Annotated in this window: 11 protein-coding genes; 1 reads left to right on the top strand and 10 read right to left on the bottom strand. The window is 55.0% G+C overall.

Features of this window, described 5'->3' with window-relative positions; translation table 11 throughout:
• Positions 1 to 9: 9 nt before the first annotated feature.
• From carA to pvcA, 5 genes are all read right to left on the bottom strand, one after another.
• On the bottom strand, positions 10 to 1158 hold the full coding sequence (gene carA, locus FCL49_RS15310) for a glutamine-hydrolyzing carbamoyl-phosphate synthase small subunit (protein WP_174354234.1): 1149 nt from the start codon (positions 1156 to 1158) through the stop codon (positions 10 to 12).
• A gap of 470 nt (positions 1159 to 1628) precedes the next feature.
• Entirely contained in the window at positions 1629 to 2450 is an 822-nt protein-coding gene (gene dapB / locus FCL49_RS15305; protein ID WP_174354233.1) for a 4-hydroxy-tetrahydrodipicolinate reductase, read from the bottom strand.
• Between the two features lie 241 nt (positions 2451 to 2691).
• Positions 2692 to 3951 (bottom strand): glycosyltransferase, encoded by a 1260-nt coding sequence (locus tag FCL49_RS15300; protein ID WP_174354352.1) that lies wholly within the window; start codon positions 3949 to 3951, stop codon positions 2692 to 2694.
• A 20-nt stretch (positions 3952 to 3971) separates the two neighbouring features.
• A complete protein-coding gene (locus FCL49_RS15295) occupies positions 3972 to 4835 on the bottom strand; it encodes a TauD/TfdA dioxygenase family protein (protein WP_174354232.1) in 864 nt (287 codons plus the stop codon).
• Positions 4836 to 4925: 90 nt separating this feature from the next.
• Positions 4926 to 5891, bottom strand: coding sequence for an L-tyrosine isonitrile synthase (pvcA, locus tag FCL49_RS15290; protein WP_174354231.1), 966 nt, complete (start codon positions 5889 to 5891; stop codon positions 4926 to 4928).
• A gap of 191 nt (positions 5892 to 6082) precedes the next feature.
• Here pvcA and FCL49_RS15285 point away from each other — a divergent pair, with 191 nt between their 5' ends.
• A complete protein-coding gene (locus FCL49_RS15285) occupies positions 6083 to 7006 on the top strand; it encodes a LysR family transcriptional regulator (RefSeq protein WP_174354230.1) in 924 nt (307 codons plus the stop codon).
• 307 nt (positions 7007 to 7313) lie between these two features.
• On the opposite strand, the gene ispH is transcribed toward FCL49_RS15285, so the two are convergent.
• Genes ispH through ribF form a run of 5 tightly spaced genes read right to left on the bottom strand, consistent with a single transcriptional unit; the run spans position 7314 to position 13016 of the window.
• Complete coding sequence (gene ispH / locus FCL49_RS15280; protein WP_174354229.1) at positions 7314 to 8267, bottom strand: 4-hydroxy-3-methylbut-2-enyl diphosphate reductase; 954 nt, start codon at positions 8265 to 8267, stop codon at positions 7314 to 7316.
• Positions 8248 to 8718, bottom strand: a complete 471-nt coding sequence (gene fkpB, locus FCL49_RS15275; RefSeq protein WP_153858083.1) for an FKBP-type peptidyl-prolyl cis-trans isomerase — start codon at positions 8716 to 8718, stop codon at positions 8248 to 8250. The genes ispH and fkpB overlap by 20 nt, the downstream gene beginning before the upstream one ends.
• Before the next feature lies 1 nt (position 8719).
• Positions 8720 to 9229: a signal peptidase II gene (gene lspA, locus FCL49_RS15270; protein ID WP_174354228.1), complete on the bottom strand. Its 510-nt coding sequence runs from the start codon at positions 9227 to 9229 to the stop codon at positions 8720 to 8722.
• Positions 9229 to 12045, bottom strand: coding sequence for an isoleucine--tRNA ligase (ileS, locus tag FCL49_RS15265; RefSeq protein ID WP_174354227.1), 2817 nt, complete (start codon positions 12043 to 12045; stop codon positions 9229 to 9231). Before ileS ends, lspA begins: the two co-directional genes overlap by 1 nt.
• 32 nt (positions 12046 to 12077) lie before the next feature.
• Positions 12078 to 13016, bottom strand: coding sequence for a bifunctional riboflavin kinase/FAD synthetase (gene ribF, locus FCL49_RS15260; protein WP_174354226.1), 939 nt, complete (start codon positions 13014 to 13016; stop codon positions 12078 to 12080).
• Between the last annotated feature and the right edge of the window lie 229 nt (positions 13017 to 13245).

The raw sequence follows: 13245 nt of genomic DNA, 5'->3' as shown, positions 1-13245 counted from the left end.
TGCTCCTGATTATTTGGCGTTAGAACGGTAAGTCTCGATCAGTTCGATAAAGTGATCGAACAGCGGCGCGGCATCGTGTGGGCCCGGGCTGGCTTCAGGGTGGCCCTGGAAGCTGAACGCCGCTTTGTCGGTGCGGTGAATACCCTGCACCGTATGGTCAAACAAGGATTTGTGCGTTACGCGCAGTTCCGCCGGCAGGTTATTTTCGTCCACGGCAAAACCATGGTTCTGCGCAGTGATCATGACGCAGTCTTTATCCAGGTCTTTTACCGGGTGGTTGCCGCCGTGGTGGCCGAGCTTCATCTTCACGGTTTTCGCGCCGCTGGCCAGTGCCAGCAACTGGTGGCCGAGGCAGATGCCAAACACCGGAATGTCGGTTTCCAGGAACTGTTTGATGGCGGTGATGGCGTAATCACAAGGCTCCGGGTCGCCCGGGCCGTTGGACAGGAAAATGCCGTCCGGATTCATTTTCAACACTTCATCTGCCGGGGTCTGGGCCGGCACTACCGTCAGGCGACAGCCGCGATCCACCAGCATGCGCAGGATGTTGCGCTTGGCGCCGAAGTCGTAAGCCACCACGTGGAACGGCAGCTCGGAGGCCGCTTTGGCTTCCGGCAGTTCGCCTTCAAGCGTCCAGCTGCCTTGCTGCCAGCTGTAAGCTTCCTGGGTGGTCACTTCTTTCGCCAGATCCATGCCTTTCAGGCCCGGGAAACCTTTGGCCTTGGCCAAGGCCAGGGCAGCATCCGGGGTATCGGCAGCAATGATGCAGCCGTTCTGTGCACCCTTCTCACGCAGCAGACGGGTCAGCTTGCGGGTATCAATATCGGCGATCGCCACGATGTTATGACGCTTCAGGTAGTCAGACAGGCCTTCTTCGTTGCGGTAGTTGCTGGCAATCAGTGGGAGGTCGCGAATGACGAGGCCTTGGGCGTGTACTGCGGAGGATTCTTCGTCAGCAGCATTGGTGCCGACATTGCCGATATGAGGATAAGTAAGAGTAACGATCTGGCGGGAGTAGGAAGGATCAGTGAGGATTTCTTGATAACCGGTCATCGACGTATTGAAGACCACTTCTCCTACTGCCGTACCCTCTGCCCCGATGGCCCGACCGTGGAATTGGGTTCCGTCTTCGAGAACCAATAGCGCTGACTTAATCAAAACACCCTCCAAGGAATAATCAATCACAATATTTGCATATTAATTCAGATATCGCGATCTAAATCAATGCAAAAACCGCCCTCAAGGTCAATTTTTGGCAAATTGGGCGCATTCTAATGATGAGAGCTCCGCTTGTCTACCCAAAGCGCCACTTTTTCTCTTATTTTTGCACTTCTCAACGTTTAATAGGGTTAGCAGCCATAAAAACACCGCTAAACTCGGGCTAGTAAACGGTTGCGGGGATGAATGACAAAAAAGCGCAATTATGAAGACCAAATCCAGGGTAAAAAACATCACCACCGGAGGATTCGGGTTAAAAAACACAGGAAAATACATAAAAATACCAATCACACATATAAACAATAGTGAAATCCACATTTTATATGTTAAAAAAAAGGACAATAATATTATTGTCCATTAATCATAACATTAAGACCAACACAACCACATCACGATGGTATAAAAATCAATTATAACTGGTCAAGATTGAGCACATCTCGCATATCAAACAGGCCTTTATCACGGTTATGTACCCATGATGCCGCCCGTACCGCCCCGCTGGCAAAAGTCATGCGGCTGGAGGCCTTATGGGTAATCTCAACCCGCTCGCCAATGTCGGCAAACATGGCGGTATGCTCACCGACGATATCGCCGGCACGAACAGTGGCAAAGCCAATGCTCTTCGGATCGCGCTCGCCGGTATAACCTTCACGCGCATACACCGCGCACTCTTTAAGATCGCGCCCCAGTGCGCCGGCAATCGCCTCGCCCATAGCCAACGCCGTGCCCGAAGGGGCATCCACTTTATGGCGGTGGTGCGCTTCAATAATCTCGATATCGGTATAGTCGCCCATCACCTGAGCGGCTTTTTCCAACAGTTTCAGCACCAGATTGACGCCGACGCTGAAATTGGCGGCGAACACGATAGCTATCTGCTGCCCGGCGGTTTTGATGGCATCTTTACCGGCGTCATCAAAGCCGGTCGTACCAATCACCATGGCTTTTTTATGCTCGACGCAGAATGCCAGATAGGCCAGGGTGCTTTCCGGGCGGGTGAAGTCGATCAGAATATCGAAATCGTCGACCACCTTTTCCAGACTGTCGCTAACGGTCACACCCAGCGCGCCAACGCCCGCCAGTTCACCGGCATCGGTACCGATCAGACTTGAACCTGGCCGCGATATCGCTGCCCCCAGCACCACACCCGGTGCCTGCTGTACCGCCTGGATCAATTGACGGCCCATACGGCCGCCGGAACCCGCAACCGCTATGCGGATTAATGAATCAGTCATACTTGCTCTCTTGTTGATTTGACGCCTATCCCATTAGGCTATCGGTTCAGGGTAACTGTGCCACCTTATCATCGCCAGAGGATTCATTTCATAATTAGAAAATTATGATATCTCCCGCATTTCATCAGCAATACTGTCAATGGGTTAACAATTAACCTAAAAAGTGCCCATGCCTTTATTTACATAATCATGCAGTTTTAACCGGTATAACCTGCATGAAAAACCGCTTTTAGCTGGGGATTCAATGGGTCAAAACGGCCACCTCATCGGCAATTGCCGTCAGTGCATCATGACGGGCGTAATCGGCCTGCACCACCGCCGCACGCTGCCGATAAGCCGGCTGCGCCAGAATTTGCTGCACCGCCTGACGCAACTGCCCCTCATCCGGAGTGCTGGTATGCAGGCTAATGCCGCAGCCCGCTGCCACCACTCTTGCGGCGGCTTCGAGTTTATCCTCACCGGTTCCGGCGACAATCAAGGGTATCCCCTGATCCAGGGCATAGTTGATTGAGCCATAGCCACCATTGGTGATCAGCAGCTCCGCCTGCGGCAGCCAGTGTTCGAAAGAGATGAACTCCCGCACTCTGGCATTCGCGGGCAACAGCGCCAACAACTCGTCAATCGGGCGGCCCCCCGTGGTCGCTAAAACCCGAACCGGCAATTCAGCCATTGCCTTCAGCGTCGGGACAATCAGCTGGTGCAGATCGACGTTCGCCAGCGTGCCCTGCGAAACAATCACCAACGGCCGCCGGTCGGCCTCATCCCATTCATCGGTGGCTTCAACCGCCGCCACCGCGCTGCGCAGCGGCCCGATAAAGCGCACGCTGTCCGGCAGATCTTCACGCTGATACTCCAGCGCCGGGGTGGCCAGTTGCAAAAAGCGATCGCAGCCGCCAATCAACGCATCGGTAAAGGGCTGCTGCAACGGCTGGCCGCCAGATTGTGCCATCGCAATATCAAAACTCTGTTGCACCTCATCAATTAACGCGCGGGTGTCTTCGTCCACCAACTGTTCACGCCGCAGCTCTCGTGGCAACAACGCCGGAGGGATACGCGGCCCATAGAAGATCGAATCCCTAGAGGAATACGACAGCGGCGTGACCCCAATGCCGACCACCGGTGGACGATCCGTTCTCTGCAACAACGGCAGCGCCCCATAAAAGCAGTTTTCCACCATCAACAGGTCAGGAGTCTCGGCAGCCATCACGCTTCGCAACTGCTGATCCAACAACGGGATCGGAGCGGCGAAGAAGTCTTTCAGCGCCAGTGCCATCTGCGCATTGCCCGGCGGCAGCGCTGCCCGTTCGGGAAAGTGCTGCTCAAGATAGCGGTAGTCGAAATCCACTCGCTCATCAAAGGCGATAAACTGCGCACCCGCCGCCTCAGCACGTTGACGGAACAGCGCACCGGTCATCACCCGCACCTGGTGCCCTTGTGCAATCAGGTATCGGGCAATGCTCAGCATCGGATAAACGTGGCCGGGCGTGGCCACGGCGGTCATCAGAATACTTGCCATAGGGTTTAAACCTCTGCGTTAGCCGGCTTCAGCGCCTGATTGGCGCACACCGGGTTACTCTGAATATGCACCCGCTGTAAATGGCGAGCAGAACGCGCGGTAAAGCCTTCGCGCCCGTGCAACAGCGAGAAGTTGTCCGCTATCACCACGTCGCCCTGCTGCCACTGATGGGCGTAATAATGACGAGGATCGTAGAGATGCTGTTGCAGGGTCTGATGGAATGCCTCTTGCTGCTCTTGTGGCACCCCGTGATATTCCAGCGCGTGCTGGTTAAGGAACTTTTTGCCTTCGGTCGGCGGCTCGTTGTAGCGCATGATCTGCCCGTTGCCGTTCGGATGATCCACTACCAATGGCGAACAAACTTCACCACCATAATGCACCACCTGCTTGATGCGATAAGAGATCGACACTTCCCGCCACTGCGCCAACAACGACTCATCGGCATTCGCCAGCAGGCACGTGGTGTCGACAAAAGTGGTGCGGCCGCCCTCATCCTGCGAAGGGGCTGCTACACAATGGAACAGTTGGAATTCCGGGATGGTCGGCTTGTACATGCCGTCCCAGTGCAGCGGCACATAGCTGCTGTCGAAAATATGATCTTTGGCATCCGGATGTTCTTTCACGTCCAGCACTGCCCCGAACGGCCACATCATGATCTCGCCCCAGCCTTCGGCATAGCGGGTCAGCAGCTGCGGATCGGTAAAACCAGAGTCGAAGCCGCGCAACACCAGCAGGTGATGCTGCTGGGCCAGTGAACGCAGCGTTGCCACCGGCAGTTCGCTAATAGGTTGGCCAGGGTACTGCGGGGTCAGCACTGCGCCAAAAGGGGTATTGAGTTCAATGCGGCAGTTCAGCGTTTGATTTTCCATAGGTCACTCTCCTTGAATCGAATTTGCTGCTCACACGGCCACCGTGCCGTTAAAAGACGCCCGTTAAAATGGCGGGCGCAAGGTGCTGCATTACGCCATCTGTGGCTGTTCGACCAGGTAATGGCTGGGTGTTCCGCGGATCGCCACCAGTTCGCCCGCCAACTGCTGTGCGTCTTTGCGCTTCATCAGCACAAACTGTCCGTTAACGTTGGCTGCCACGCCATGCCAGGGGGTCAGCCAGTCGTCTTTGGTCGGCATCATGTGGATGCCCATTTTCAGGCTATCGGCGGGCTGTGGGTGAATCGACAAACGTATTGCCAGCGGGAAATGCTGGGCCAGCAAATTGCCCCAGGCCCAGCTGCGCTGGATCACGCCACAGGCGCGCTGCTTGGCGTCTTTCTGCAGCGCGGCATTGGAGCCGCTGTAGCCCGGCAGTTGGCTGTCTTCATACAGGAATCGGGTGATCGCACGATATAGCTGCAACCCCTGCTCGTCCTGCATCAACCGGTGTTTGATCGTTTCCTCCGGCTCAGCATAGCCGTCAACCAGCAACTGACGCAGCAGGTCATAGTCGCCGGTATGCTCGGCCAACCCTTCCACGTCACCCAGATTGAAAACGCTCAGGTGAGTCGCTCCCACCTCGTGCAACAGGTTTTCAATTTCATGTTGATAATGGTTGATCGCATCGTCGCTGACGCGGATCAAATCACCGAAAACGTGACCATCGGAGCAGATGATGATATGAGCACCCGGTGGGTAATAAAGCTGAATGCGCTGACAGAGAGAATTAAGAAATATCAATGATAGTCGTTCGGCCATATCTGGCAGTGAACCGATCACCTTATTAGTATTGGGTGATTTTGTCGGGAAGGCAGGCAGGACAAATTCAATTCGCTGCTCGTTTTCAATAAATGCCCGAATACGCGGTAATTGCACCAGAGAAACCACCTGTTCCTCTTCAGCGTTTGAACTTTCCAACCCCGGAAATCGACGACGATATTGCAATAGCTCATGAAGGATTTTTAACGATATTTGTTCAATACGAGCACTATCCACAATTAACTCCTGTTCAGATGTGGCGCAGGCAACTTATTTGCAAACGCAATAAGACTTATCAAAAAGAGAGAGGCCGAAAGGGAAATCGGACTTACCTCACTATTTATCTGCTTCAGGCAATATAGAAGAGATAATGCTATATTATTAGCCCTTATAATTAACAATCTTGGTTAAGTTGAACTTAACAAACTATGAGTAATATTCTAAAACGCATGGCTATTTTTTCTAAAGTTGTCGATTGCGGCGCATTCAGCACGGCAGCTAAAGAATTAGGCATTACTACCTCCGCCGTTAGCCAACATATCCGCCTGTTGGAAAACGAGCTGGGCATTCAATTACTTCTGCGTTCTACCCGTTCACTGAGCCTGACCGAGGCCGGGCTGTGCTTTTATGAGGATTGCGTATTGATGATCCATGCCGCCGAACGCGGACAACAACGTATTGCCGCGCTACGGGGTGAACTGGCCGGAGAACTGCGCGTCGCTACCTCTACGGAGTTTGCCACTCATTACCTGGTGCCGGCACTGCAAAGCTTCCTTGACGAGCACCCGCGCATCACGCTGAGGCTGGAAATTCATGATGAAAAGATCGACCTGATAAACCAGCGTATTGATCTGGCGATCCGTGGCGGCGTGATGGCTGACTCCAGCTATGTCTCTACCCGTCTGGCGCGCTTTCGCGAAGTGCTATGCGCCTCGCCAGCCTACCTTGCCAACCACGGTATGCCAGAAACTCCGCAGGCGTTGATGCACCATCAATGGGTCACTTTTACCCCCCTGGGGAACCCACAATTTGTTCGTCTGCTCCATCCTGATGGCGACGAACATCGGCTGCGTATGACCGGACGTTTATTTACCAATAACGGCATGGCGATGAAAGAATTGGCGCTGGCCGGTAAAGGCATCATCCGTAATTTCTTCGTCAATGTTGAAAAGGAATTGAACCGGGGTGAGTTGGTCGAGGTACTGCCAGAGTGGCGGCTACCGGATATTAGTTGCTATGCCATTATGCCGCGCAGGGACAGCCAACCCGTAAAGGTTCGTCGTTTACTTGAACATATGAAAATTCATTTACAGAAGAAAGAGCAAACTTCCGTAGACCAGCTACGAACTTAATAAAATAAGAAACATCTGTAACGCCAATTAATTTAGTTATTTAACCTTTCAGCCCATTGCTGACCAGCACCAGAGTTTATTTAGATTGCAGCCTAATGATATTAACCTTAATAACTTTATCACTGTCTATATAATCATTCCCTCTGCCGTTAATTCAAATTGTCAGAACAAATTTGACTTTAAGTAACAGAAAATTTGAATCAGTCATCCCTCAAACTCATTTTTAATAATTGCATTGCCGGGTACCGTGCCCTAAAAAAAAACGGAGAGCCGAAGCTCCCCGTTATCTTATTATGCCCGATGCTGATTAATCGACCTGTTTGATATCAACCCGCAGCTCTTTCGGTACTTCGAACACGATGTTCTCTTCACGTCCGCTGACTTCCTGCACGTTGACACCGCCCAGCGCTTTCAGACGGCTGATCACATCCTGTACCAGCACATCAGGGGCCGAAGCTCCTGCGGTAACGCCGATATTATGCGCGTCCTTCAGCCAGACTTCCTGAATGTCAGCGGCGGAATCGATCAGGTATGCCGGCTTGCCAACACGCTGCGCCAATTCTGCCAGGCGGTTGGAGTTGGAGGAGTTTTTCGACCCCACCACCAGCACCACGTCCGCATCCCCGGCCAGGTTGCGTACCGCTTCCTGACGGTTGGTGGTGGCGTAGCAGATGTCGTCCTTGCGCGGCCCGATAATGCTCGGGAAACGCTGGCGCAGGGCATCAATCACCTCAGAAGTGTCGTCCACCGACAGCGTGGTTTGCGTCATAAAGCACAGGTTGCTTTCATCCTTCACCTGCAGCTTCCACACGTCGTCCGGTGACTCCACCAGGTACATGCCGCCCTTCGGGTTGCTGTACTGGCCCATGGTGCCTTCCACTTCCGGGTGGCCGGCGTGACCGATCAGGATAGCCTCGGTGCCACGGCGGCTGGCTCGCGCCACCTCCATATGCACCTTGGTCACCAGCGGGCAGGTGGCGTCAAACAGCATGGTTAAATCACGCGCCTTGGCCTCTGCCCTTACCGCCTGGGAAACCCCGTGCGCCGAGAAGATCAGAATCGACCCGTCCGGCACTTCGGTGATTTCCTCAATAAACACCGCCCCGCGCTCACGCAGGCTGTCCACCACGTAGCGGTTATGCACCACTTCGTGACGCACGTAGATAGGCGCACCGTAAATTTCCAACGCGCGTTCAACGATACTGATCGCACGATCAACCCCGGCACAAAAGCCGCGTGGGTTAGCCAGCAATATTTGCATGCGTCTCCTCCTGCTGCGGGTCGATCTCCAGCACTTCAATATCGAAGGTGACCGGATGGCCCGCCAGCGGATGGTTGAAATCAACGGTAATCGAATCTTCCGCCACTTCGCGCACTACGCCCGGCATTTCGCTGCCGTTGACAGCGGTAAACAACATGATGGTGCCCGCGTCCGGTACGCCGGTTTCCGTGAAGTCACGGCGTGAGAAGAACTGGACCAGGTCCGGGTTCTCTTCGCCGAACGCCGCTTCCGGTTGCAGGGTAAAGGTGCACTTGTCGCCCGCACTCAGACCGAGTAACTGCGCTTCCAGCGGCTCGGACAGGCTGCCGTCGCCCAGACGAAACAGTGCCGGTTTACCGTTGCCACGAGTGGATTCTGCCGTCGTTCCGTCTTCCAGTTTCAGCGTGAAGTGAACCAATACTTCGCTGTCGCCCTTAACCTGAGCCGTCATATTACTCACCTTTGCTCTTTGCGCTTTTTTTCGCCGGCGACAAGAAGCCTTCCAGCACGATCATGGCCGCCCCTACGCAGATAAAGCTATCTGCCAGGTTGAAGGTCGGGTAGTGCCAGTTGCCGACATAGAAGTCGATAAAATCGACCACAAATCCGTGCCACAAGCGATCGAACAGGTTGCCGAGCGCTCCACCGATGATAAATGCGTAGGCAATGTTGTTCAGCTTTTGCTGCGCCGAACTGCGGTACATCATCACCAGCAGCACCGCCACGATAGCGACGGCAATACCGGCGAAGAACCAGCGCTGCCAGCCGCCGTGATCGGCGAGGAAGCTGAACGCGGCACCGTAGTTACGCGCATAAAACAGATTGAACGACGGGATCAGCGGCTGGGACTGGCCCAGCGCGAAGTTACCGAGGATCCACTGCTTGCTGGCAAAATCCAGCACCAGCACTACCACTACCAGCCACAGCCAGCGCAAGCCGGTCGAACAAATAGGTTTACTCATTAGGCAAACTTACGCTTTTCGCCGTCGCCGGCTACGTTGACAACACAGCGGCCGCAGAGATCTGCGTGCTCCGCCACCAGGCCGATATCGGTGGTGTAATGCCAGCAACGCGGGCACTTCTCACCTTCTGCGGTGCTGAAGGCAATTTTCAGGCCTTTCACCAGCTCTGCAGCTTGTGCTTCCGCCGGTGCATCGGCCAGAGGTGCAACGCGTGCGCCGGAGGTCAGCAGCACAAAGCGCAGTTCATCCTGCAGGCTGTTGAGGCGTTCAGCCAGTTCGCTATCAGCATATAGCGTCACCGCGGCTTCCAGAGAACCGCCGAGGCGTTTGTCAGCACGGGCCTGTTCCAGCACCTTGTTCACTTCGCCACGCACTTTGAGCAACTCGGCCCAGAAGCTATCGTTCATGCCTTCGCCTTCGGCCAGACCGAACAGGCCGTCGTACCACTCTTCAGTGAATACGTACTGCGCGCGTTTGCCCGGCAGGAAGGCCCAGATTTCATCGGCAGTGAACGACATGATCGGCGCCATCCAGCGAACCAGCGCTTCTGCGATATGGAACAAGGCAGTCTGGCAGCTACGACGGGCGACGCTGTCGCTCTTCGCGGTGTACTGACGGTCCTTGATGATATCCAGATAGAAGGAGCCCATCTCAACCGAACAGAACTGCATCAGACGCTGTACCACTTCATGGAAATCGTAATTGGCGTAAGCCTTTTCGATATCCTGCTGCGCCGCCAGTGCACGGCCCACTGCCCAGCGATCCAGAACTACCATCTCTTCCGGTGCCACGCAGTCGGTGCTCGGCTCAAACCCGTTCAGGTTGGCCAGCAGGAAGCGCGCGGTGTTACGGATACGGCGGTAAGAATCGGCGGAGCGTTTCAGGATCTCGTCCGACACGGCAATTTCACCGGTGTAGTCGGTAGAAGCGACCCACAGGCGCAGGATGTCGCCACCCAGCTTGTTCATCACGTCTTGTGGACTGATGGTATTGCCGATCGACTTGGACATCTTGCGGCCCTGACCGTCCACGGTGAAGCCGTGGGTCAGAACTTCTTTATACGGCGCCTTGCCCTTCATCGCAGTGGAGATCATCAGTGATGACATAAACCAGCCGCGGTGTTGGTCGGAGCCTTCCAGATACATGTCGGCGCCGTGGCCATTGAACTCAGGGCGAACGTCGACCACGGAAGAGTGGGTCGAACCGGAGTCGAACCAGACGTCCAGGGTATCTGGCACTTTCACGTAATCGGCAGCATCCGCGCCGAGAATATCGGCCGCGTCCAGATCCCACCACGCCTGAATGCCGTCCTGCTCAACGCGCTTGGCCACTTCTTCCATCAGCTCAACGCTGCGTGGGTGCAGTTGCTCAGTGTCTTTGTGCACAAACAGTGACATCGGCACGCCCCAGGTACGCTGACGCGAAATACACCAGTCCGGACGGTTGGCAACCATGGTTTCGATGCGTGCCTGGCCCCATTCAGGGATCCACTGCACGTCTTTGATCTCTTCCAGCGACTGCTTACGCAAGCCTTTCTGATCCATGCTGATGAACCATTGAGGGGTCGCGCGGAAAATGATCGGCGTTTTGTGGCGCCAGCAGCATGGGTAGCTGTGAACCAGTTTTTCCACGTGCAGCAATGCGCCTTTCTCACGCAGCAGCTCAACGATCAGATCGTTGGCCTTGAACACAAACTTGCCATCCAGCAGCGGGTATGTGCCGGTCAGGTAGCAGCCGTTCGGCCCTACCGGATTGGCCACTTCCAGGCCGTACTTCTGGCCGATGACAAAGTCATCCGGGCCATGGCCTGGCGCGGTATGTACCGCACCGGTACCGGCATCCAGCGTGACGTGTTCGCCGAGGATTGCCGGCACGTCGAAGCCCATGAACGGGTGTTCGAAACGCATCAGTTCCAGATCGGCGCCTTTGCAGCTGCCCAGCACTTCCCAATGGGTAATGCCGGCGCGTTTCATCACGCTTTCCACCAGTTCGGCCGCCAGGATCAGGCATTGGCCTTCTACCTGTACCAGCTGATAAGCAAATTCCGGGTGCAGTGAAATGGCGCGGTTCGCCGGCAAGGTCCACGGGGTGGTGGTCCAGATAACCAGAGAAACCGGGCCGTTGAAGCTGGCGACATCAAACTTGGCCGCCACGGCAGCCGCATCTACCGCGTGGAAAGCCACATCGATAGACGGTGAAGTTTTGTCGTAATACTCCACTTCCGCTTCCGCCAGGGAAGAACGGCAATCGGTACACCAGTGCACCGGCTTGGCGCCTTTCAGCAGGTGGCCATTGCTGATGATTTTACCCAGCGCACGGATGATGTTGGCTTCGGTTTTGAAGTCCATGGTCAGGTACGGGCGATCCCAGTCACCCAGCACACCCAGGCGGATGAAGTCTTTCTTCTGGCCTTCAACCTGCTCGGCGGCGTACTCACGACACTTGATACGGAATTCTGCCGCGGTGAGTTTTTCACCCGGCTTGCCGTACAGTTGCTCGACCTTCAGTTCGATCGGCAGGCCGTGGCAGTCCCAACCCGGAATGTAAGGCGAGTCGAAACCGGACATCCCTTTCGACTTGATAATAATGTCTTTGAGAATCTTGTTTACCGAGTGACCAATGTGAATGCTGCCGTTCGCATACGGAGGGCCGTCATGCAGAATGAAGGATTTCTTGCCCTTTTTGGCAGTACGAATCATCCCGTACAGATCCTGTTCATACCAACGTTGCAGCATGCCAGGTTCACGCTTGGCCAGATCGCCGCGCATCGGGAACCCTGTTTCCGGCAAGTTCAGGGTATTCTTGTAGTCACTCATTAGATTCTCGGTTCCGTTTTCGGCTATAGAGATTAAACCGGTGTCTGTAGCCCGAAGAACTTCCGGGCCGTCACCACATCATTGGCGATTTGCTGCTTCAGCGCATCGAGCGAAGCAAAACGCTGTTCATTGCGCAATTTCGCGCGGAGCACCACGTCTATATGGCGCCCGTAAAGATCCATTGTGACATCCAGCAGGTGGACTTCCAGCTGCTGTCGCACGCCGGCAACGGTTGGGCGTGTACCAATATTGGCCACGCCGGGGAGCGGCTGGGGCCCCAGGCCATAAACTTCTACCGCATAGACTCCCTTCACCGGGGCAACCAGGCGTTTCAGCGGCAGGTTGGCGGTAGGGAAGCCAATGGTACGGCCCAGTTCATCGCCGTGTACCACCCGACCAGAAATACTGTACGGATGGCCAAGCAGCGTTTCGGCCGATGCCAGGTCGTCATCGCGCAGCGCATTGCGGATTGCCGTGCTGCTGATACGTTGATCGCCCTCGCGGAAGGTCGGCGTGCTGATCACTTCAAAACCGTATTCTTTCCCGGCTTTTTGCAATAGCGGAAAATCGCCCTGGCGGGTCGCGCCAAAGCGAAAATCATCCCCGACCATCAGGAATTTCACCCCCAGTTTCTCCACCAGCAGTTCGGCAACAAATGCCTGTGCCGTATTGGCAGCGAAACGCGGGTCGAACTTGACGCACAACAGGTAGTCAACGCCCGCCTGCGCCAGGTATTTGGCCTTGTCACGCAAACGCGTGAGACGGGCCGGTGCCTTGTCCGCTGCAAACATTTCCAGCGGCTGCGGCTCAAAAATCATGACCATCACTGGCAGCCCGAGGCGTCGCCCCTCTTGTTTCAGCTGCTCCAGCAACGCCTGGTGACCGCGGTGTACGCCGTCAAAGTTGCCGATGGTGAGCACGCAACCATGGTGGCGTGCCCGGATATTGTGAATGCCGCGAATTAGCTCCATAGCTGGCTCAAAACAGTGGAAATCGCCGGATTATACCTTGTACAGCGGTTAAGGTTAACCCGCGATTGGTGCCTTTATGTAATAGACATACCATACCGGAGATAATCTGCAGGTGAAACGCTCTCGCCGCAGTTTATCCGGTGACTCAAAGCTGATTATCGACCACGACCAATAGCTTGCGACCAATGCACCAACTCATTGCTGAATTTTCTCGCGAAACACTGTATTC

The sequence above is a fragment of the Serratia proteamaculans genome (assembly GCF_013337185.1).
Lineage (GTDB): Bacteria > Pseudomonadota > Gammaproteobacteria > Enterobacterales > Enterobacteriaceae > Serratia > Serratia proteamaculans_D.
The sequence above is the reverse complement of the archived record's forward strand: the minus strand, read 5'-3'. Positions and strand labels throughout refer to the sequence as shown.

What these genes read in the sequence shown, in the direction of transcription:
- lspA (WP_174354228.1), bottom strand. Translation starts at nt 9,229, where the DNA reads ATGAGTAAACCTATTTGTTCGACCGGCTTGCGCTGGCTGTGGCTGGTA.
- dapB (WP_174354233.1), bottom strand. Translation starts at nt 2,450, where the DNA reads ATGACTGATTCATTAATCCGCATAGCGGTTGCGGGTTCCGGCGGCCGT.
- FCL49_RS15300 (WP_174354352.1), bottom strand. Translation starts at nt 3,951, where the DNA reads ATGACCGCCGTGGCCACGCCCGGCCACGTTTATCCGATGCTGAGCATT.
- FCL49_RS15285 (WP_174354230.1), top strand. Translation starts at nt 6,083, where the DNA reads ATGAGTAATATTCTAAAACGCATGGCTATTTTTTCTAAAGTTGTCGAT.
- FCL49_RS15295 (WP_174354232.1), bottom strand. Translation starts at nt 4,835, where the DNA reads ATGGAAAATCAAACGCTGAACTGCCGCATTGAACTCAATACCCCTTTT.
- fkpB (WP_153858083.1), bottom strand. Translation starts at nt 8,718, where the DNA reads ATGACGGCTCAGGTTAAGGGCGACAGCGAAGTATTGGTTCACTTCACG.
- ileS (WP_174354227.1), bottom strand. Translation starts at nt 12,045, where the DNA reads ATGAGTGACTACAAGAATACCCTGAACTTGCCGGAAACAGGGTTCCCG.
- ispH (WP_174354229.1), bottom strand. Translation starts at nt 8,267, where the DNA reads ATGCAAATATTGCTGGCTAACCCACGCGGCTTTTGTGCCGGGGTTGAT.
- ribF (WP_174354226.1), bottom strand. Translation starts at nt 13,016, where the DNA reads ATGGAGCTAATTCGCGGCATTCACAATATCCGGGCACGCCACCATGGT.